Annotated in this window: 18 protein-coding genes; 12 read left to right on the top strand and 6 right to left on the bottom strand. The window is 69.1% G+C overall.

Annotated features, from left to right (window positions below; genetic code table 11):
• The first annotated feature begins 374 nt into the window (after positions 1–374).
• From AX690_RS08870 to AX690_RS08860, 3 genes are read left to right on the top strand one after another with little or no spacing between them, the layout of a single operon-like run.
• Complete coding sequence (locus AX690_RS08870; RefSeq protein ID WP_066683004.1) at positions 375–950, top strand: TMEM165/GDT1 family protein; 576 nt, start codon at positions 375–377, stop codon at positions 948–950.
• Positions 951–996: 46 nt separating this feature from the next.
• The gene (locus AX690_RS08865) at positions 997–4,587 is read left to right on the top strand and encodes a hydantoinase B/oxoprolinase family protein (RefSeq protein WP_066683003.1); all 3,591 of its coding nucleotides are present in this window, start codon (positions 997–999) and stop codon (positions 4,585–4,587) included.
• Positions 4,587–5,060, top strand: coding sequence for a low molecular weight protein-tyrosine-phosphatase (locus AX690_RS08860; protein ID WP_082769578.1), 474 nt, complete (start codon positions 4,587–4,589; stop codon positions 5,058–5,060). Before AX690_RS08865 ends, AX690_RS08860 begins: the two co-directional genes overlap by 1 nt.
• 7 nt (positions 5,061–5,067) lie before the next feature.
• Here AX690_RS08860 and AX690_RS08855 read toward each other — a convergent pair whose 3' ends face one another.
• The 4 genes from AX690_RS08855 to AX690_RS08840 form a co-directional block, all read right to left on the bottom strand.
• Positions 5,068–5,559, bottom strand: coding sequence for a hypothetical protein (locus tag AX690_RS08855; RefSeq protein ID WP_066683001.1), 492 nt, complete (start codon positions 5,557–5,559; stop codon positions 5,068–5,070).
• Between the two features lie 143 nt (positions 5,560–5,702).
• Entirely contained in the window at positions 5,703–6,347 is a 645-nt protein-coding gene (locus AX690_RS08850; RefSeq protein WP_066683000.1) for a DUF1190 domain-containing protein, read from the bottom strand.
• Positions 6,348–6,357: 10 nt separating this feature from the next.
• A complete protein-coding gene (locus tag AX690_RS08845; RefSeq protein ID WP_066682999.1) occupies positions 6,358–6,771 on the bottom strand; it encodes a DUF350 domain-containing protein in 414 nt (137 codons plus the stop codon).
• An 11-nt stretch (positions 6,772–6,782) separates the two neighbouring features.
• Positions 6,783–7,424 carry a YjfK family protein gene (locus tag AX690_RS08840; protein WP_066682998.1) on the bottom strand — a complete coding sequence of 214 codons (642 nt, stop codon included), beginning with the start codon at positions 7,422–7,424 and terminating at the stop codon, positions 6,783–6,785.
• 156 nt (positions 7,425–7,580) lie between these two features.
• Here AX690_RS08840 and AX690_RS08835 point away from each other — a divergent pair, with 156 nt between their 5' ends.
• From AX690_RS08835 to AX690_RS08825, 3 genes are read left to right on the top strand one after another with little or no spacing between them, the layout of a single operon-like run.
• Positions 7,581–8,252 (top strand): YjfI family protein, encoded by a 672-nt coding sequence (locus AX690_RS08835; protein ID WP_066682997.1) that lies wholly within the window; start codon positions 7,581–7,583, stop codon positions 8,250–8,252.
• 24 nt (positions 8,253–8,276) lie between these two features.
• The gene (locus tag AX690_RS08830; RefSeq protein ID WP_066682996.1) at positions 8,277–9,029 is read left to right on the top strand and encodes a PspA/IM30 family protein; all 753 of its coding nucleotides are present in this window, start codon (positions 8,277–8,279) and stop codon (positions 9,027–9,029) included.
• Complete coding sequence (locus AX690_RS08825) at positions 9,029–10,192, top strand: glutathionylspermidine synthase family protein (protein ID WP_066682995.1); 1,164 nt, start codon at positions 9,029–9,031, stop codon at positions 10,190–10,192. Before AX690_RS08830 ends, AX690_RS08825 begins: the two co-directional genes overlap by 1 nt.
• Here the strand turns inward: AX690_RS08825 and AX690_RS08820 are convergent.
• Positions 10,189–10,929 carry a copper homeostasis protein CutC gene (locus AX690_RS08820; RefSeq protein ID WP_066682994.1) on the bottom strand — a complete coding sequence of 247 codons (741 nt, stop codon included), beginning with the start codon at positions 10,927–10,929 and terminating at the stop codon, positions 10,189–10,191. The genes AX690_RS08825 and AX690_RS08820 overlap by 4 nt on opposite strands.
• A gap of 53 nt (positions 10,930–10,982) precedes the next feature.
• Here AX690_RS08820 and AX690_RS08815 point away from each other — a divergent pair, with 53 nt between their 5' ends.
• The 6 genes from AX690_RS08815 (at position 10,983) to AX690_RS08790 (ending at position 19,240) form a co-directional block, all read left to right on the top strand.
• A complete protein-coding gene (locus tag AX690_RS08815; RefSeq protein ID WP_066682993.1) occupies positions 10,983–12,014 on the top strand; it encodes a N(4)-(beta-N-acetylglucosaminyl)-L-asparaginase in 1,032 nt (343 codons plus the stop codon).
• 77 nt (positions 12,015–12,091) lie between these two features.
• Entirely contained in the window at positions 12,092–12,955 is an 864-nt protein-coding gene (locus AX690_RS08810; RefSeq protein ID WP_066682992.1) for a dienelactone hydrolase family protein, read from the top strand.
• 65 nt (positions 12,956–13,020) lie between these two features.
• Entirely contained in the window at positions 13,021–15,000 is a 1,980-nt protein-coding gene (locus AX690_RS08805; RefSeq protein WP_066682991.1) for a TonB-dependent receptor, read from the top strand.
• A 195-nt stretch (positions 15,001–15,195) separates the two neighbouring features.
• A complete protein-coding gene (locus tag AX690_RS08800; protein ID WP_082769577.1) occupies positions 15,196–15,723 on the top strand; it encodes an RNA polymerase sigma factor in 528 nt (175 codons plus the stop codon).
• A gap of 97 nt (positions 15,724–15,820) precedes the next feature.
• Entirely contained in the window at positions 15,821–16,813 is a 993-nt protein-coding gene (locus tag AX690_RS08795; RefSeq protein WP_066682990.1) for a FecR domain-containing protein, read from the top strand.
• 57 nt (positions 16,814–16,870) lie between these two features.
• The gene (locus AX690_RS08790; protein ID WP_066683043.1) at positions 16,871–19,240 is read left to right on the top strand and encodes a TonB-dependent receptor; all 2,370 of its coding nucleotides are present in this window, start codon (positions 16,871–16,873) and stop codon (positions 19,238–19,240) included.
• A gap of 145 nt (positions 19,241–19,385) precedes the next feature.
• Here AX690_RS08790 and AX690_RS23255 read toward each other — a convergent pair.
• Positions 19,386–19,654 (bottom strand): hypothetical protein (locus tag AX690_RS23255; protein WP_197426815.1); only part of this gene is annotated, 269 nt, incomplete at its 5' end.

The raw sequence follows: 19,654 nt of genomic DNA, 5'->3' as shown, positions 1-19,654 counted from the left end.
GCCTAGTTCCTCCCCCGCGCCGCGGGGGAGGTGGCCCAGAGGGCCGGAGGGGGCGAGCCGCGCGAAGGCCGCGTTCGCCCCCTCAGTCGCTCCGCGACAGCTCCCCCGTGTCACGGGGGAGCATCTCCGACGCCTTGACCCGCGCCACCCCCTCCGCTACACGCGCCCCACCTTTGGGGAGTAGCCGCCCGCGCCTATCAGCGGGCCCCGCCGTCAACACACTTGGTGCCTCTTTCTTTCGAAGGGGGACCATGGCGCGGGGAAGGGAAGCGGACTTTCAAGCTTCCTTGGCGAGACCAATGGCGCCGATCTCCGTCCGGGCCGGGTGGGGTGTCGACGCTATTGGCATGCGCCCGGCCCGGAGGACTGTTTCAGTGGAAGCCCTGCTCGTCTCGACCCTGGTCGTGGCCATCGCCGAGATCGGCGACAAGACCCAGCTGCTGGCCATCATCCTGGCCACGCGGTTCAAGAAGCCTGTCCCGATCATCCTGGGCATCCTGGTCGCCACCCTGGCCAACCACGCCCTGGCCGCCACGGCGGGCTACTGGGCGTCCGACTTCCTGAGCGGGGCCTGGTTCAAGTGGGCGATCGCCATCTCGTTCATCGCCATGGCCGGTTGGGCGCTTATCCCGGACAAGGCCGACGACGAGGAAGGCCAGGGCTCCAGCCGCTACGGCGTCTTCCTGACCACCACGATCGCCTTCTTCCTGGTCGAGATGGGCGACAAGACCCAGATCGCCACGGTCGCCCTGGGCGCCAAGTTCCACTCGATCGCCTGGGTCGCCGCCGGCACCACCCTGGGCATGATGCTGGCCAATGTCCCAGCCGTGTATCTGGGCGAGGCGGCGACCAAGATCGTGCCGCTGAAGTATGTCCGCATCGGCGCGGCGGTGCTCTTCCTGTTGCTGGGCCTGTGGCAGGCCGCGGAGCTGCTGGGGCTGTTGAAGTAGGGGCCCCAGCCGCTATGAGGTGGCGGAGCAAGGAGTTCCGCCCCTCATGACCCAAGATCCGCGCGGCTGGGAGTTCTGGATCGATCGGGGCGGCACGTTTACCGACATCGTCGCGCGGCGGCCCGACGGCACGCTCTTCACCCACAAGCTACTTTCGGAGAATCCTGAGCACTACGCCGACGCCGCCGTGGCGGGCGTCCGCGCGCTGCTGCCGGACGGCGCGACGATCGACGCGGTCAAGATGGGCACCACGGTCGCGACCAACGCCCTGCTCGAGCGCAAGGGCGAGCCGACCGTGCTGGCGATCACCCAAGGCCACGCCGACGCGCTGCGCATTGGCTACCAGGCGCGGCCCAAGCTGTTCGAGCGCCATATCGTCAAGCCCGAGGCCCTGTACGACCTTGTCGTCGAGATCGGCGAGCGGATCAGCGTCGAGGGCCAGGTGCTGCGTCCGCTGGATGAGGACGCCGCGCGGCGGGACCTGCAAGCCGCCTATGACGCCGGCTTTCGCGCCGTGGCGATCGTGCTGTTGCATGGCTTCCGCTTCACCGATCACGAGGCGCGCGTTGCGGCGATGGCCCGCGAGATCGGCTTCGCTCAAGTCTCGGTCAGCCACGAGGTCAGCCCACTGATGAAGCTGGTCGGGCGTGGCGACACGACGGTGGTCGACGCCTATCTCTCGCCGATCCTGCGTCGCTATGTGGACCAGGTGGCTGGCGCGCTGGGTCACGACACGCGGTTGCTGTTCATGCAGTCGAACGGCGGCCTGACCGACGCCCGCGCCTTTCGGGGCAAGGACGCCATCCTGTCGGGCCCCGCCGGCGGCGTGGTCGGCATGGCGCGAACGGCGAGCGCGGCGGGCTTTGACCGCGTGATCGGCTTCGACATGGGGGGCACCTCGACCGACGTCTGCCACTATGCGGGCCAGTACGAGCGGGCCTTCGAGACCGTGGTGGCCGGCGTGCGGATGCGCGCGCCGATGATGAATATCCACACCGTGGCGGCGGGCGGCGGCTCCATCTGTTCATTCGACGGCGCGCGCCTTCGCGTGGGCCCGGCCTCGGCCGGCGCGGTTCCCGGGCCGGCGGCCTATCGTCGAGGCGGGCCGCTGACGGTGACCGACTGCAACGTCATGCTGGGCAAGCTGCGGCCCGAGTTCTTCCCGAAGGTGTTCGGACCCAACGCCGACCAGCCGCTGGACGTCCAGGCCGTGACGCGCGGCTTCGAGGCGATGGCCGCCGAGATCGCGCGGGCGACCGGCAGGGCCATGACCCCGCAAGAAGTCGCCGAGGGTTTCGTCACCATCGCGGTCGAGAACATGGCCAAGGCCGTGCGGCAGATCTCGATCCAGCGCGGCTACGACGTCACGCGTTACGTGCTGGCGTGCTTTGGCGGCGCGGGCGGGCAGCATGCTTGCCTCGTCGCCGACGCGTTGGGCATGACCAAGGTGATGATCCACCCGTTCGCGGGCGTGCTCTCGGCCTATGGCATGGGGCTGGCCGACCTGCGCCTGATCCGCGAGGAGACGGTCGAGCGGCCGCTGGACGACGCCGGCGATCTGGCGGCGCGGGCGGCTGCTCTGGCGGGCGAAGCCGAGACGGCCTTGCGGATACAGGACGTGCCGATGGCCTCTGTCGAAACCGTCGCGAGCCTGCGGGTGAAGTACGCCGGTACGGACACGCCGCTTGTCGTGCCGTTCGCCGCCGCCGCCGCCGTGCGAGCGGCCTTCGAAGACCAGCACCAGCGCCGCTTCGGCTTCACCTCGCCCGCGACGCCTCTGGTGGTCGAGACGCTATCCGTCGAGGCGATCGGCCACGCCGACGCTGGCGCCGAGCCGAGCTTCGGCGGGGCCAAGGGCGACGGCGCGCCGAAGGCCTTGGCGATGGTCGAGGCGCGGATGGCCGGCGCGCTTCACGCCACGCCCGTGTTCGACCGCGAGACCCTGGCCGTCGGCGCAGAGATCCTCGGCCCCGCCATCATCCGCGAAAGCACCGGCACCACCGTCGTCGAGCCCGGCTGGCGCGCGACCGTCGACGCCCGCCTGAACCTGGTCCTCGACCGCGTCGTCGCCCTGCCGGCCCGCAAGGCGATCGGGACCGAGGCCGATCCGGTCATGCTGGAAGTGTTCAACAACCTCTTCATGGCTGTCGCCGAGGAGATGGGCTTCGCCCTTCAGAACACCGCCTATTCGGTCAACATCAAGGAGCGGCTCGACTTCTCCTGCGCCCTGTTCGACCGGGATGGAAACCTGATCGCCAACGCCCCGCACATGCCTGTGCACCTGGGCTCGATGGGCGACAGCGTGCGGGCGATCCGCGACGCGCGCTTGAACGATGGACGCGGCCTGAAGCCTGGCGACGTCTACATGTTGAACGCGCCCTACAATGGCGGCACCCACCTGCCGGACGTGACCGTGGTCATGCCCGTGTTCGACAAGAACGCGGCCTTGCTGTTCTACGTCGCCGCCCGAGGACACCAGGGCGACATCGGCGGGATCACGCCCGGCTCGATGCCGCCGAACAGCCGGACGGTCGAGGAAGAGGGCGTCCTGATCGAGAACTTCCTGCTGGTCGAGGGCGGCCGGTTCCGCGAGGCCGAGACCCGTGCGCTGCTGGCCTCCGGAAAGTGGCCGGCGCGCAATCCCGACCAGAACATCGGCGACCTGAAGGCCCAGATCGCCGCTTGCGCGCGCGGGGCCGAGGCCCTGACCGCCATGGTCGCTGAGTTCGGCCAGGACGTCGTCGAGGCTTACATGGCCCACGTTCAGGACAACGCCGAGGAGGCCGTCCGCCGCGTACTGGCGACGATGAAGAGCGGCGCGTTCGCCTACGAATTGGACGACGGCGCGGTCGTTCGCGTGTCGATCGAGGTGGACCAGAAGGCGCGCACAGCCCGCGTCGACTTCACCGGCACGAGCGATCAGGTCCCGACCAATTTCAACGCCCCGGCCTCCATCTGCCGGGCGGCGGCGCTGTATGTCTTCCGCGCCTTGGTGGACGACGAGATCCCGATGAACGACGGCTGCCTGCGGCCGGTCGAGCTGGTGATCCCGGAAGGCTCGATGCTGCGGCCGCGCTATCCGGCGGCGGTGGTGGCGGGTAACGTCGAGACCAGCCAGGTCGTGGTCGACGCTCTCTATGGCGCGCTGGGCGTGATGGCCGCGGCCCAAGGGACGATGAACAACTTCACCTTCGGCGACGAGCGGCGCCAGTACTACGAAACCATCTGCGGCGGTTCGGGCGCGGGGCCGGACTTCGACGGGACCGACGCGGTCCAGACCCACATGACCAACAGCCGCCTGACCGATCCCGAGGTGCTGGAGGCGCGCTATCCGGTGCTGGTCGAGGCCTTCTCGATCCGGCGCGGCTCCGGCGGCGAAGGGACGCATCGCGGCGGCGACGGCGTCGTGCGCAAGATCGGCTTCCGAGAATCGATGACCGTGACCTTGCTGTCAAATCGTAGACGCGTGCCGCCGTTCGGCCTGGAGGGCGGCCAACCGGGCGCGCTCGGCGCGGCGCGGGTCGAACGCGCCGACGGCGGCGTCGCGCGCATGGCGGCCACGGACCTGGTGCGAGTCGAGGCGGGCGACGCTATCGTGATCGAGACGCCCGGTGGCGGCGGCTGGGGAAGGGCTTGATGGCGAAGGCTTCGGTTCTGTTCGTGTGCCTGGGCAATATCTGTCGCTCACCGCTGGCCGAGGGGGCCTTCCGGGCCGAGGTTCAGCGGATGCAGCTGGACGTGGTTGTCGACTCCGCCGGCACCGGCGGTTGGCACGTGGGCGAGCCGCCCGATCCCCGTGCGATCGCGGCCGCGCGCCGCAATGGCGTCGACATCGCCCGCCAGCGCGCCCGCAAGGTCACCAGGGACGATTTCCGAAACTTCACCCACATCTACGCGCTGGACGAGACCAACCTGAACGGCTTGCGGGCTCTGGCGCCGCGCGATACGACGGCGGAGTTGGGGCTGCTGCTAGACCTTGTGCCCGGACACCAGGGAAGGGCGGTCGCCGATCCCTACTATGGCGACGCCAGCGACTTCGACGTGACTTGGCGCGATGTCGAGATGGCGGCGCGGGCCTTGGCCCAGCGCCTGGCGCACCAGGGCTATTGATAGGGGCTCAGTGCAGCGTGGGGCGCGCGGCTTTCGCGTGTTTCGGCTCCTCGAACCGCAACGGCAGGGCGAGCGCCTCGTGCGCGAGCGCCATGTTGAGGAAGCGCGCCGTCACGACCACCGCCTCCGGCGCGATCACCAGGTCCTCCAGCAAACGGCCGGCGATCTCAGGCGAGGCGGGACAGACGCCGCAGGCCGTCACGAGGCGTTGCTCATCCTCGGCATAGCTCTGACGGCAGGGCGCGCCGACGCACAGGGGGCGGCGGACCTGGCCTTCGATGGTGGTCATCATCAGGATGAAGGCGGCGGCTACGCGGGGCGAGACGAGCGCGCCGGCCTCGCGCGACAGACGCTCGCCAGGCTCCTGGCCCAGCACCCTGGCGGTTACCCACTGACGCAGCATCCACAGCAGCACGCGCTCGCCGCGCGTTAGCGCGGTAGGGCCGCAATCGTCGACGGAAGCTTGGTGAAAGGGATCAGGGAAAAGGTCGGACCGCACGCCGGAAATCTCCTCGCCGAGCAGGGGGCCGACACCCGCCCTGGCGAACCGACTTCGGTGAGCGGCCCGACGCGTTCTTGCGAACACTTCTCAACTAAACGGGATGTCTAGTTGCGAGTCAATCGCAAAAATGCGCGAGCGATCTAGCCGCCGAAGCCCTTGTAGCTGCCGCTATGGGCATAGCTGCGACCGCCGCCAAAGCCCCCCCGAGACACGACGGAGGTGCGCGTCTGGACCTTGGGCGGCGCGTTGCGGATGGTGTCCGGCGGATCAATGCTCTCGCGCGGAATGACCGTACGGCCGGTGCCGTAGTCGCGTCCCAGGCGTCCGCCCCAGGTCGAGTAGTAGCCGCCGCCATAGTCGTCGTTGCGGCGATAGAGGCCCGTGCCGCGATAGGAGTCGCCGCCGTCCAGCATCCGGCCGATCACGAAGCCCGCCAGCAGGGGCGTGAAGAAGCTGCCGCCGCCTTGCTCGCTACGCGGCACGCAGTTGCCGGCGCCATAGACGTCCTCGCACGAGGCGCGCGCCTCGTAGCGCGGCGCGCTCTTCTGATCGTCCTTCTGGGCGGCGGCCCAGGAGGTGTCGCACTGCTGGTCGGAGACCTCGTTGGCCGACTTGCACTCCTCAAGGGACTTGTAGCTGAAAGCCTCGATCTGCTCGCCGCGATTAGGGTCCCAGCCGGCCTGGGCGCCGGCGCCGGGATCATCGCAGCCCGCCAGGGTCAGGCTGGCCGCGCCGGCCAGCATGGTGGTCAGCTGCAGTGAGGCGGAGCGCTTGCGCGTGCTCATGGCGCGTCCCCTACGCGGTCATGCAGGCGGCGTTCAGCACGCCGACCGCGATCGAAATGCCCGCCAGATAGACGCCGATCGAGGTCTCGCCGTTCTCGATCCGCGCCTTGACGTCAGGCAGGGCGACCAGGCGCACGCCGGTGAAGGCGGCGACCTGAATCACGCCCGCCAGGGTGGCCCAGGCGGCGAACTCGGGCAGGCTGACCGTGTGGCTCAGCGCCGAGGCCAGCGGCAGGACATAGCCGATCAGCGCGCCCGCGAGGGCGATGGCGGCGGCCAGATTGCCCTGCCGGATCAGCGCCTTCTCGTTATAGGGCGTCACCCACTGGTAGACGTACTTGAAGGCGATGGTGAACAGGCCGGCGGCTGCGAAGGCCACCAGGAACGCGATCGCCCCGTCCTGGAACGCCGTGAAATCGAACATCGGCCTCTCCCTCAAGCCTTGAACTCGCCCACCGACAGCGGCAGGCCGATCATTGTCTCTTGTGTCACGTCGCCGTCCTCGGGCTCGGCGGTCAGCGCCAGCAGCAGCTCACGGCCTTCGCCGCCCGAGAGCTCGCGATGGAACAGCATGGCTGTCTGGAAGAGTCGTCGGTCGGGCGCCGCGCCTTCGCGATCATAATAGACGTCTTCCCAGAGCGTGACCGGCTCCTGGCGCTCGGCCTCCTCGCCGAACCAGAAGCGGCGGTAGGTCGGCAGGCCCTCGGCCTGGAACGTGCGCGCCCGCAGCCGCTCGGCCCACAGGTCGCGGTCGGCGCGGTCCGCCGGATACTCGCTGGCCCAAGGGACGAAGACGGTGAAGTCGTTGGCGCGCTGGCCTTCGCGGTCGTCCGAGACGACCTGGAACAGGATCTCGTCGTCCGTATAGAAGCGGTGGACGAACGCGCCGTCATTCAGCTGGATCAGTCCTTGGGCCGTGATCTCCAGCGTGTCGCGGTCGAGCGCGAACTTCGCTTCGCCGCTAAAGCGCCTCCAGGCCAGCGGGTCCAGCACCACGGTCCGGCCAATGGTCACGTTGCGGATGACGGGCAGGGCGGGGCGCTGGGCGTCCTTCCTGCCGAAAAGCTTTCCGAACATCGCGGTCCGCGGGCCCTCGAATCCCTGGCCGGCATGCCTATGTGAGCGGCGTCGCCAGCTCTACCTCGGGACGCGCTTGTCCCTCGATCAAGTCGGGCGCAGGATGACGTCGAACGGCGGCTTGTCAAGTATACATGTTATGCGTACATGTAACGCATGCCTGCCAAACCGACGAGAGGCGCTCAGGCCGCCGAAAGAACCCGCGCGTGGCGTGAAGCCCGTCGGCAGGCCGGCTTCGTGAAGATCGAGGTCTGGGCCCCGGCGGCGTGCAAGCCCGACATTCTCTCGGCTGTCCAAGCCATCGTCGTGGAGTCGGCCCGTGGGCCGGCCCTGAAAACCAACCCCAACCCTCCCAAGGGCGTCAGACACATGGACTCCGTTATCGACACCGCCTGGACGATCCACAGCCTGCGTGACGGGCTCGTGGAAAGCGCATTGGTGCGCGAAGGCGAAATGACCGTCACCGTCGTCGAGGGCGTAGAGCCCGTGCTGCTGGTCGTGATGCATGAGTTCGGCGACTTGCCGATCTATGTCAGCGGCGGCGGCCTGCAACTGGTGGTCTCGACCCTGCTCTGGCCGTGCGACGAGCAGAACGATCGCGCGGCCTTCAACGAATTCCTGCTCAAGGCGCAGAAGATCGTCCCGCTGTCGAACTTCGGCATCACGACCGTCGAAGGCCGCGACTATTACGAACTGATGGGCGAGATCTCGTCCAAGACCACCCTGCAGACCCTGGTGATCGAGCTGCGCACCCTGGCCGACAACGCCATCGCCGCCGCCAGCGATCTGCGCGACACCTTCGAAAAGAGCCGCGGCGCGGCCGCCTAACGAACAAGACCTGGAGACCTTCGAATGTCGATCTGGAGCAAGCTCTCGGCCCTGTTCCGCGGGACCGCGCACGACGGGGCGCAGACCATCGTGGACGCCAACGCCCTGAGGATCCTGGATCAGGAAATCCGCGACGCCGACAACGCCCAGGGCAAGGCGCGCGACGAACTGGCCAAGCTGGTCGCCCGCCGCCGGTCGCTGGAGACCGAGGTCGCCGGCCTGACGGATCAAATCCGCAAGTACGAGGCCTCGGCCCGCGCGGCCATGGGCAAGGGCGACCAGGCCCTGGCCCTCGAAGTCGCCCAACGCATCGCCGACCTCGAAAAGGACGCGACCCAGAAGTCCGGCCAGATGACCGAGCTTCGCGCCGCCGAGGAAAAGCTTCGCACGGTCATTTCCCAGACGGACGTCAAGATCGAGGCGCTCCGCCGCGAGATCGAGATCGTCAAGGTCAACGAGAGCGTCCAGAAGGCCCAGGCCGCCGTCATCTCGCGCTCGGGCTCGGCCAGCGGCGTCGTCGGTTCGGCCGCCGACAGCCTCAAGCGCATCAAGGAGCGCCAGGCCGTCCGCGAGGAGCAGTTCCGCCTGCACAGCGAGACCGAGGACCGCAAGACCGGCGCCGACCTCGACGCCAAGCTGGCCGCCGCGGGCATCCTGCCGGGCGGCGGCGGGGCCGAGGACGTGCTGGCCCGCCTGATGGCGCCCAAGGACGAGGCGCTGCCCGCCCCGATGCTGGCCATCGAGGACAAGGTCAAGGCCGGCTCCAAGGACGCCTGATGCGCCGTCTTACCCTGACGCCTCGGCCGGGCTGGAAGTCCAGGGCCGAGGCTGTCGGCTTCACCTGGCATCACGCCGATGGCCGTCGCTATTGGGACGAGCGGGCGGCCTACGCCTTCACGCTGGAGGAGGTCGAAGGGCATCTGGAGCCCGCGACCGAGGCGCTCCACAAGCTGTGCCTTGAGTTTGTGGAAGACGCCGTCGGCAGCGACGCCTTGATGGCCAAGCTGCAGATCCCCGAGGCCTCCCGCGATGTCGTCGCCGCCTCGTGGAAGGCCCGTGATCCGTCGCTCTATGGCCGGTTCGACTTCTTCTACGATGGGGCCGGACCGCCCAAGCTCTACGAGTACAACGCCGACACGCCGACCAGCATCTATGAAGCGGCGGTGTTCCAGTGGCTATGGCTGGAGGACCTGATCCAGCGCGGCGCGTTGCCCGAGAGCACCGACCAGTTCAACAGCCTGCACGACCAACTCGCCGAGCGGTTCAAGGCGATCTTCCCGAACGGCGGCTTCGTCCATTTCGCTAGCGATCCCGATTTCGTCGAGGACCGTCAGACGGTGCGGTTCCTGGAGGACATGGCGCGGCTGGCGGGGCTGGAGCCCAAGTTCGTGCCGACGACGGAGATCGGCCTCGACGCCGACGGCCGGTTCGTCGACCAGGACAACTACATCATCGGCGCGATGTTCAAGCTGTACCCCTGGGAGGACATGCTGCGCGAGCCGTACGCGGCCAACATCGCCGGCTCCAGGACCCTGTTTCTGGAGCCGCCGTGGAAGGCGCTGCTGTCGAACAAGGCGTTGCTGCCGCTGCTGTGGGAGCGCCATCCGGGTCATCCGAACCTGCTGGAGACCTATTTCGACGACGACCCCAAGGTCGAGCGGTTGGGAAACAGCTACGCCCGCAAGCCGCTGTTCAGCCGCGAGGGCGCCAACGTCGAGCTGTGGACCAACGGTCGCAAGGGTCGTGTGCTGGATCAAGGCTACGGCGCCGAAGGTTGGATCCGCCAGGAACTGAAGCCGCCGCCGAAGTTCGGCGCGAACTATCCGGTCGTCGGCTCCTGGGTGATCGGCGACCAGCCCGCCGGCGTCGGCGTGCGTGAGGATCGGGGTCGTGTGACGCGCGACCGCTCGCGGTTCGTGCCGCATATCATCCAGGGTTAAGACAGGCCGCGCAGGATCCGCGCGACCTCGGCCACGGTCGTCTCGTCGGTGTCCTGCAGCGTGGGCGGCGCGAAGCCCATGGCGCCGAGCTTCGAGGCCGGGTCGGCGCCGGGGCGGGGGCCGCCGAACGAACCGTGCACCTCGCGCACGCCAGTGCTCCGAACGAGGTCCGCCACGTTCGAGACTCGAACGCCGGCGCCGGCCAGGATGCCGATGCGGCCGTTGGCCTGGGCGACCAGGGCGGCGATCCGCTCGGCGCCGGCCAGGGCGCTGATCGCGCCGCCCGAGGTCAGCACGCGCTCGAAGCCCATCTCGATCGCGATTTCCAAGGCCGCCGATTGGTCCGCCACGAGGTCGAAGGCGCGGTGCAGGGTCATGCCCAGGCCCTCGGAATGTTCGACGAGGGCGCCCAGCACCTCAAGATCGAGCTCGCCGTCCGGACGACTGGCCCCGATGCTGACGCCCGCCAGGCCGTACTTCCGCACGGCGTCGATGTCGCGCTTCATGGTGTCGAGGTCGCGCGCGTCGTAGCAGAAGTCGCCATTGCGCGGCCGGATCATCGGATAGACGGGAATAGGCGACTTGGTCGCAAGGGCCATCAGGCCGGGCGCGGGCGTCAGCCCTTGCAAGGTCAGAGCCGCGCAAAGTTCGATCCGATCCGCCCCGCCGGCGATCGCCGCCGCCAATCCGGCGGGCGTATCGACACAGACTTCCAGCAGGACGCGTTGTGCGGTCATCGTCTTTCTCCGGCCGTGTTACGGATTCGGCTGTCTTGTTGGAGCACAGCGGCATGATGAATCGTAGAGGCCTGATCGGCGCGACCCTGGCCGGATCGGCGATGCTGGGCGCGCGAGCGACCGCGGCGACGGGCGAGAGCGTCCGTCTGGACGGGCCCTGCGTGATCTCGACCTGGGACTTCGGAGTCGCCGCTAACCAGGCCGCCTGGGCCGTGCTGTCAAAGGGCGGCCGCGCCCTGGACGCCGTGGAGGCTGGCGCGCGCGTTCCCGAGCAGGACCTCAAGAACCACAGCGTCGGTCGGGCCGGCTATCCGGACCGCGACGGCCATGTCTCGCTGGACGCCTGCATCATGGACGAGCTGGGCAACTGCGGTTCGGTCGCGGCGCTGGAGCATATCGCCCACCCGATCTCGGTCGCCCGCCGCGTCATGGAGAAGACGCCACACGTGATGCTGGTCGGCGCGGGCGCGCTGCAGTTCGCGCTGGAGCAGGGCTTCCCGCGCGAGGAACTGCTGACGCCGGAATCGAGGGCCGCCTGGGAGGCGTGGAAGAAAGAGGCCAAGTACCAGCCCAGGGCCAATAGCGAGGTCATGGACTACGGCAAGACCACGGGCCAGCTCGGCACGCCGGGCGGCGCCAACAATCACGACACCATCGGCATGCTGGCGATCGACGCCAGGGGGCACATCGCCGGCGTCTGCACCACCAGCGGCATGGCCTGGAAGATGCGCGGCCGGGTGGGGGATAGCCCGATCATCGGCGCCGGCCTCTATGTCGACAACGAGGTCGGCGGCGCGACCTCGACCGGCGTCGGCGAGGAGGTGATCCGCAATGTCGGCAGCTTCCTGGTCGTTGAGCTGATGCGCCAGGGTCGCTCGCCCGAGGCCGCCTGCCGCGAGGCCGTCGAGCGCATCCTGAAGAAGAAGCCCCAGGCCAAGGACATCCAGGTCGGCTTCCTGGCGATCAACAAACAGGGCGAGGTCGGGGCCTGGGCGATCCAGTCCGGCTTCAGCTACGCCCTGTGCGACGGCCGAAAGCAGGATCTGTTGCTGCCCGGCAAGGCGACCTACGCGTCCGGCGCCTGACCGGGCCCGCAAAGGGGATAGGCGAATGGATAACGCGGTTATAGCGTGCCCGCCCAAACCATCCGGAGGAGACCGCCATGTGCGATGACGATATCCACCAAGGCCTCGTGCACGACCCCAGCGTTTCCCGCCGCGCCTTCGGCCTGATGACGGTCGCCCTCACCGGCGTCGCGACCGTGGCCCGCGCCGACGACACGGTCGTGGAGAAGGATGTCGAGATCAAGACGCCGGACGGGACCGCCGACGCCGCGCTGTTCTACCCGAAGGCCAAGGGCAAGTTCCCGGCCGTGCTGCTGTGGCCCGACGTGCTGAGCCTGCGGCCCGTCTTCCGCGACATGGGGCGGCGCCTCGCCGCCGCCGGCTATGTCGTCCTGGTTCCGAACCTCTACTACCGGGTTAAGAAGGCGCCGGTGATCGAGGGCGCCTTCAACTTCAACAACCGAGACGATTGGGCCAAGATCACGCCGCTGCGGGCGACGGTCACGCCCGAGGGCACGGCCAAGGACGCTGTCGCCTATCTCGCCTTCCTCGACGCCCAGCCCCAGACCAACCAAACCAAGAAGGCCGGGGTGCAGGGCTATTGCATGGGCGGACCGCTGTCGTTCCAGACCGCCGCGGCCGTGCCGAACCGCATCGGCGCCGTGGCCTCGTTCCACGGCGGCGGCCTGCTGACGGCCAAGCCCGACAGCCCGCACCTGCTGCTGCCCAAGACCAAGGCGGCTTATCTGATCGAGATCGCCGACAACGACGACAAGCAAGACCCGACCGTGAAGGACAAGCTGAAGGCCGCCTTCGCCGAGGCCAAACTGCCGGCGCAGGTCGAGGTGTTCGAAGGCGCCGACCACGGTTGGACCGTCAAGGGCAGCCAAGTCTACAACGAGGCCGCCGCCGAGACGGCGTGGAGCAACCTGCTGGCGCTCTACAAGAAAGCGCTCGGCTAAGCGGAACGATGGCGGACGGCCAGGGCTTTGGCTAAATCCTGGCCGTTCGCAATCCTGAGGTCTTCGTGCTGTTCGACGCCCCGCCGTCTCCGGTCTCCGCCGTCGTTATCGAGGCGCCGAGGCTGCCGCCGCTGGCGGGGCAGGAGGCCTTCTCCACCGCGACCTATGACGCGGCGCAACTCGGCGCTTCGGCGCGGCTCGATGACGTCCTGAAGACCACGCCGGGCGTGTCGCTGTTCCGGCGCACCGGCAGCGACGCGGCCAATCCGACGATCCAGGGTCTGTCCCTGCGCGCGGTCGCGCCGTCGGGCGCGGGCCGCGCGCTGGTGACGCTGGACGGCGCGCCGCAGAACGATCCGTTCGGCGGCTGGGTGATCTGGACGGCGCTGCCGGGCGAAGGCCTGTCCGGCGCGACCATCGTGCGTGGCGCGGGGGCGGGGCCCTATGGCGCGGGCGCCTTGACCGGCGTCGTGGCCCTGCGCGAGCGGGCGGCGGGCGGCGGCTTTTCCAGCCTGACGATTCAAGGCGGCGAGCGCGGCAGCTGGCGCGGGGGCGGGACCTTCGGGACCGATCATCTGCTGCTGACCGCCAGCGGCTCGCGCACCGACGGCTACCGTCCCGTGCGCGGCGCGGCGGCGGGCGCGGCCGATGTCCCGACCACGCTGGCGGATGGCTCGGTCGCCGCCCGGATCCAGGGCGAGGCCGGCGGCGTGCGCTGGGCCGCGCGGCTCGGCGCGTTCCAGGAAAAGCGCGGCGCGGGCCTGTTCGGCGCCAAGTCTAACGCCACGGGAAGTTCGCTGGCACTGACCCTGGCGAGCGAGCGCTGGCGGCTTCAGGCCTGGGCGCGGTCCAGCGATCTGGAGAACACCTCGGCCGCCGTGGCCGCCGGGCGCGCCGCAACCACGCCGGCCAACGACCAGTACTCCACGCCCGCCAGCGGGTATGGCCTGAACGCCGCCTGGCAGGGCAGGTCGAACGATTGGTCCTGGGAGCTGGGCGGCGACGTTCGGGCGACCGAAGGCCGCACCAACGAACGCTTCCGCTGTCAGAACGGCGCCTTCACCCGGCAGCGGACGGCGGGCGGGCGCACGCTGGTCGGCGGCGTCTATGCCGAGGCGAGCTACAGCCGGCCGGACTTCTCGCTGACGGGCGGCGCGCGGCTGGACGGCTGGCGCTCGTACCATGGCGTGCGGCGCGAGCGGGACGCCGCGACCGGGGCGCTGACGCTCGATGCGGCCGTGGCCGACGCCTCCGGAACGACGCCGACGGCGCGCGCCGGCGTCCGCCAGCGTCTGACGGGCGACACCTGGGTCCGCGCCGCAGCCTATGCCGGGTTACGGCCGCCGACGCTGAACGAACTGCACCGCCCGTTCCGCGTCGGCAACGACGTGACCGAGGCCAACGCCGCCTTGAAGCCGGAGACGCTGTACGGCGTGGAGACCGGATTCTCGGGCGAGGGCGCGGTGAAGTGGAGTCTCGGGCTCTTCTACAATCAGGTCCAGGACCCGATCACCAACGTGACGGTCGGCATCGGCCCGGGGACCTTCCCGGTCGCGGGGTTCATTCCGGCCGGCGGCGTGCTGCGCCAGCGGCGCAATGCGGGCGAGATCAACGCCTATGGGCTGGAGGGCGACATCGCTGCTGATCTCTCGCCCGCCTGGACGGTTCGCGCCGCTTTCTCCGCGACCCACGCGCGGGTGGATGGCGGAAGCTTGGCGCCCCAGCTCACCGACAAGCTCCCGGCCCAGGCGCCGGCCCTGACGGTGACGGCTGGCGCCCGCTGGAAGCCGCTGGAGCGCCTGAGCCTCGACGCGGATCTGCGCTACGAGAGCAAGCGCTATGAGGACGACCTGAACCAACGGACGCTGAAGGCCGGAGCCAGCCTCGACCTTCGCGCCGGCTGGGCGCTGTCGCCGAGCAGCGAGGTGTATCTCGCCGCTGACAACGCCTTGAACGCCGACCTCGCCGTCGCCCAGACGGCTGACGGCGCGACCAGCTTCTCGGCGCCGCGCACGCTCTATGCGGGCTTCGCGTTGCGCCGTTAGCGCAGCTTGACCTGGGCTTGGGTCAGTAGCGCCTGAGCCTTGCGACGCTTGTCGGCGACTTCGTGTCCCGGACGCAACGGGGCGGCGAGGGCCTTTTGCAGGCCTTGGCAGTGGAAGGTTGCGCCGCGCTTTGGGTTCGGAAAGATTGTCGGGGGTCGGATTCTCGACGCCCGCCTTGAGGAGCGCCGCCGCGCCTTGGACGACGAACCCGTCCATCCCCTGCTTTCCGCCTATATGGAGCGGCGCGAGGACCTAGTCCGCTATTTCCGGGCGCGCCTGCGCTCGGACGAGGCGGCCGAGGACCTAGTGCAGGACATCTATTTCAAGATCACCCCGCCGCCGGCCGAGCCTGTGGACAATCCGGCGGCCTATCTTTTCCGCCTGGGCTCGAACCTGATGCTGGACCGCATCAAGATGCGACGCCGGGCCGAGGCGCGCGACGCGCAATGGCACGGGGCCCATGTCTCGGACGTGGGCGGCGCGCACGTGGCCGACGAGGCACCCGCCGATCAGGCCGCCGCGGCCAGACTGCAGCTGGAGAAAATCCTGAAGGCGGTGAAGTCGCTGCCTCCGGCGGCCCAGGAGGCCTTCCGCCTGCACAAGCTGGAGGGGCTCAGTCACGCCGAGACCGCGCAGGCCATGGGCGTGTCCCGCTCCAGCGTGGAGAAGTACATGATGAGCAGCCTCAAGCTGATCGTCGCTAAGGTTGGGCGGTGGCCATGAGGGCCGCTGCTGAAATTTTTCTGAGGCGCCTGTCCGTTTATGGCGTCTTTGAGGCGAACAGGCAGGCGAAGCGCCTTCTAGAAAGCGGCGAAGTCGGATGAGCGATCGGACACACGAGACGAAGGAGGGCCTACGCGACGAAGCGGTCGCGTGGCTGGTCCGCGTCCAGTCCGACGCGGCGACGGCCGATGACTGGATGGCCCTGACCGACTGGCTGGAAGGCTCGCCCGCGCGCCAGGAGGCCTTCGAGGAGGCCGAGCTGATCGTCGCCGATCTGACCGAGCGGCGAGACGAGATCGCCGGCGCGCTGACGCCGTCCGTCGCCAATGTGATCGAATTCCCCGCCGCTCGGCGTAAGCTGTCCGCCGCGCCGCGCCGCGCCTGGATCGGTGGCGCGATCGCCGCCTCGCTGGCGGTGATGATCGGCGGCCCGGCGCTATGGAACGCTTCGCAGGGCGCGCTGGTCACCTACGAGACCAAGCCCGGCGAAACGCGTCGCATCGATCTGGCCGACGGCACGCACATCACGCTGGACGGCGGTTCCAAGCTCAGCGTGCGGCTGGGCTGGAAGGCGCGCCGGGTCGAGATGGGCTTGGCCCAGGCCAGCTTCGATGTCGCCAAGGATCCCTCGCGCCCCTTCGTGATTGGCGTGGGCGACCAGGCCGTGCGGGTGATCGGCACCGAGTTCAACATCCGCAATGACGGCCGCAGCGTCCGCGTCACCGTGCGCAGGGGGATCGTCGAGGTCGCCCAGCGCGACGCCAAGGGCCAGACGCCGACGCGCCTGACGGTCGGCCAGGAGCTGCGCCACGTCCAGGGCTCCGACACGGCCCAGGTGCGCCGGGTCGAGGCCAGCGACGCCTTCGCCTGGTCGCAGGGCCAACTGGTCGCCGACAACGAGACGCTGGGCGATATCGTCGCCGACCTGAACCGCCGGTTTGCGACCCCGATCCGCATCGCGCCCGAGGCCGCCAATCGCCGCTTCTCCGGCGTGATCGCGCTCGATGACGAGGACGCCGCCGTCCGCCTGCTGGCGACCTATGCGTCCCTGCACGTAGATCGTACGGGTGAGGAAATCAGTCTAAGGTGATCGGGGAGGGGTGATTTGCCGACCGGTGCGTGGCGTCGCGTTTGGCTCGCCTCGGCGATGGGATTCGCCGTTGCGCCTATAGTCGCGCGCGCCGAGGCGCAGGCGGTCTTCGCCGTTCCGCCCGGTCCCTTGAGGCAGGTCGCGACGGCTTTCGCGCTTCAGGCGCGCGTCTCGATCGATGTCAGCGCCACGCAGGGCTGCGGCCCGTCGCGCGGCTTTTCGGGCCGAGGCGCGCCCGAGATCGTCCTCAAGGCGCTGGTCCAGGACACCGGCTGCGAGATCCGCCGGATCGACAGCCGGGCCTATCAGATCGTCCAGGCGCCGCCGCCGGTCGTCAGGCCGGTCGCGCCCGTCGTGCTGGTCCGCGAGGTGGAGCCGCCGATGGCGCCGCTCTCGGAACTGGTCGTCGTGGCGACGCGCCGGCCGACCTTGGCCGATCGCCTGGCCTATTCGGTCAGCGTGCTCGACGAGCGGAGCGCGGTGGCCCAGGGCGTTCGCGACGCCAATGACCTGGCGCTGGTCATGCCGGCCATGACCGTCACCAACCTGGGCCCCGGCCGGGATAAGGTGATCCTGCGGGGCCTGTCGGATGGCCCGCTGACCGGCCAGACCCAGTCGATGGTCGGCATCTATCTCGACGATGTGCGCCTGACCTACAACGCGCCCGATCCGGATCTGCTGATGCTGGACATCGCGCAGGTCGAGGTTCTGCGGGGGCCGCAAGGCGCGCTCTATGGCGCCGGGTCTCTGGGCGGCGTCCTGCAGTTCACGACCCATCGCCCGGATCCCAGCGCCTTCGCCGCCTGGACCTCCATATCCGCGTCGAGTCTGCGTGGCGGAGAGCCGGGCGGACAGGTGTCGGGCATGATCAACGCGCCGCTGCTCGATGGACGCGCCGCCGTACGCCTCGTCGCCTACGTCGACCAGCAGGGCGGCTACATCGATGATCCGCTCCAGGGGCGCGACGACGTGAATCGGACCCGGCGGTCGGGCATGCGCGCCGCCTTCCGCGTCCAGCTGGGTAAGGGTTGGACCGGCGACCTAGGGGTGACGACGCAAGCGATTGCGTCAAGCGACACCCAGTATGCGACGCCGGCCGTCGGCCTATTCGCCCGTCGCAACCGGCTGGCCGAGCCGCACGACAACGACTTTTTCGAGGGGCATGTCGGCGTCAGCGGTATGATCGGCACGGTCAAGGCCAAGGTCACCCTGGCGACTGTCAGCCATGATCTCTCCAGTCGCTACGACGCCAGCGCCGCCCCGCCGATCGCCGTGGCGCAGGGCAGCGCGGTGGCGTTCGACGACGACAACCGTGTCGGCGCGGTCATGGTCGACGCGTCCCTCTCGTCCGGCGATCACGCCCGCATCCAATGGCAGGCCGGCGCCTTCCTGGCGCGTACGCGGCAACGGCGCGACGGCGACCTTCTGGCGATCACGCCGTCGAACACTTTGCTGGCGACCGAGCATCGCCGGGACATTCTGGAAGAGGCCGCGTTCTTCGGCGAAGCCATCGGCGACCTGGGCGGCGGCTGGAGCGTGACCGTGGGCGGGCGCCTGTTCTCCATACGCTCCCAGGCGTCCAGCAAGGCCGAAGCCCAGGGCGCGACAACGGCCTTCCGCGATAGTCAGGACTATGTCGGCTTCGCGCCTAAGGCGGTGCTGTCCTTCCAGCCGACCTCGAAGACGCTGGTCTACGTGCAGGCCACCGAAGGCTACCGCGCCGGCGGTTTCAACACCTCCCCAATCCCTAGCCAGCCCTTCCTGGTGACCGGCGGCGAGCCCCGACGGGCCTATGACGGCGATGATCTCTGGAGCTTCGAGGGCGGCGCCAAGGCCACCTTGATGGAGGGGCGCCTGCGTCTTCGCGCCTCCGTGTTCCGGGCGCTTTGGAAGTCGATCCAGAGCGATCAGTTGCTGGCCTCGGGCTTGCCCTACACCGCCAATCTGGGAGACGGCCGCAACACCGGCGTCGAGGCCGAGGCGGCCTATGTGGCGGGACCCTTCCGGTTCGACGCCAACGTCCTGCTGAACGCCCCCGAACTCGAGAAGGTCAACCCCGCCTTCCCGGGGCGCAACGACCTGGGCCTGTCGGGCGTCCCCAAGCATGCCGCAGCGGTCGGCGTCAGTTACGAACGAGGTCTAGTGGGGGATTGGCGTTTAGGCGCCGACGCGCGTCTCAGCTATGTCGGCCGCTCGCGTCTCAGCTTCGACGCCGCCACGGCGCCAGCCATGGGCGACTATTTCACCGCGCGCGCCGCGATGCGGATTCAGTCCGAGCGGCTGAGCGTCGGCCTCGCCGTCGACAACCTGTTCGACGGCCATGGCGACACCTTCGCCTACGGCAATCCTTTCAGCCTGAGGAGGGACCGCCAGGCCACGCCTCAGCGCCCCCGCACGGTCTCGCTGGAGCTGAAGGCCCGCTACTGAGGGTCTAGAGCCCGTTCGGCGGCGGCGTGAAGCGGCTGGCCCAGCCGGTTGGCGACGACGCCGATGGCTTAGTCGTCATAGGCGTATTCCAGGGTGCGCAAGGCCGAGCGGGTTTCGGTGAAGGGGGCGTAGCCCAGATCGGGGCTCAGCGACACGAAGCCGAACGGCGCGCCGCGCCGGGCACGGTGTTGCCGCCGGTGACGCCGCCGCCGTCGACGCCGACGAACGGATCGACCTTGGCCAGCAGCTCCGGCGCGGACTGGGCGTCCGCCAGGCCGACGGAGCCCAGGCTTAGGGCGATGGCGAGAGTGATGACTCGCCTAGACGGGAAGAGGCTCTTTCCGGACGTGGTTTTCCTTCCCGTCGATCCAGGTTTTCGCGACGTTGAGGTCGTCGTCCAGCAGGCAGAAGTCG

Origin of the sequence: Caulobacter sp. CCH9-E1, assembly GCF_001556515.1 — a bacterium.
Classification (GTDB): Bacteria; Pseudomonadota; Alphaproteobacteria; order Caulobacterales; family Caulobacteraceae; genus Caulobacter.
This window is presented reverse-complemented; position numbering and strand designations above follow the sequence as displayed.

Excerpts from the sequence above, each read along its gene's own strand:
- AX690_RS08840 (WP_066682998.1), bottom strand. The coding sequence starts at position 7,424 with ATGTTCGGAAAGCTTTTCGGCAGGAAGGACGCCCAGCGCCCCGCCCTG.
- AX690_RS08845 (WP_066682999.1), bottom strand. The coding sequence starts at position 6,771 with ATGTTCGATTTCACGGCGTTCCAGGACGGGGCGATCGCGTTCCTGGTG.
- AX690_RS08860 (WP_082769578.1), top strand. The coding sequence starts at position 4,587 with ATGGCGAAGGCTTCGGTTCTGTTCGTGTGCCTGGGCAATATCTGTCGC.
- AX690_RS08810 (WP_066682992.1), top strand. The coding sequence starts at position 12,092 with ATGTGCGATGACGATATCCACCAAGGCCTCGTGCACGACCCCAGCGTT.
- AX690_RS08835 (WP_066682997.1), top strand. The coding sequence starts at position 7,581 with ATGCCTGCCAAACCGACGAGAGGCGCTCAGGCCGCCGAAAGAACCCGC.
- AX690_RS08795 (WP_066682990.1), top strand. The coding sequence starts at position 15,821 with ATGAGCGATCGGACACACGAGACGAAGGAGGGCCTACGCGACGAAGCG.
- AX690_RS08830 (WP_066682996.1), top strand. The coding sequence starts at position 8,277 with ATGTCGATCTGGAGCAAGCTCTCGGCCCTGTTCCGCGGGACCGCGCAC.
- AX690_RS08820 (WP_066682994.1), bottom strand. The coding sequence starts at position 10,929 with ATGACCGCACAACGCGTCCTGCTGGAAGTCTGTGTCGATACGCCCGCC.
- AX690_RS08865 (WP_066683003.1), top strand. The coding sequence starts at position 997 with ATGACCCAAGATCCGCGCGGCTGGGAGTTCTGGATCGATCGGGGCGGC.
- AX690_RS08790 (WP_066683043.1), top strand. The coding sequence starts at position 16,871 with ATGGGATTCGCCGTTGCGCCTATAGTCGCGCGCGCCGAGGCGCAGGCG.
- AX690_RS08850 (WP_066683000.1), bottom strand. The coding sequence starts at position 6,347 with ATGAGCACGCGCAAGCGCTCCGCCTCACTGCAGCTGACCACCATGCTG.
- AX690_RS08825 (WP_066682995.1), top strand. The coding sequence starts at position 9,029 with ATGCGCCGTCTTACCCTGACGCCTCGGCCGGGCTGGAAGTCCAGGGCC.
- AX690_RS08815 (WP_066682993.1), top strand. The coding sequence starts at position 10,983 with ATGATGAATCGTAGAGGCCTGATCGGCGCGACCCTGGCCGGATCGGCG.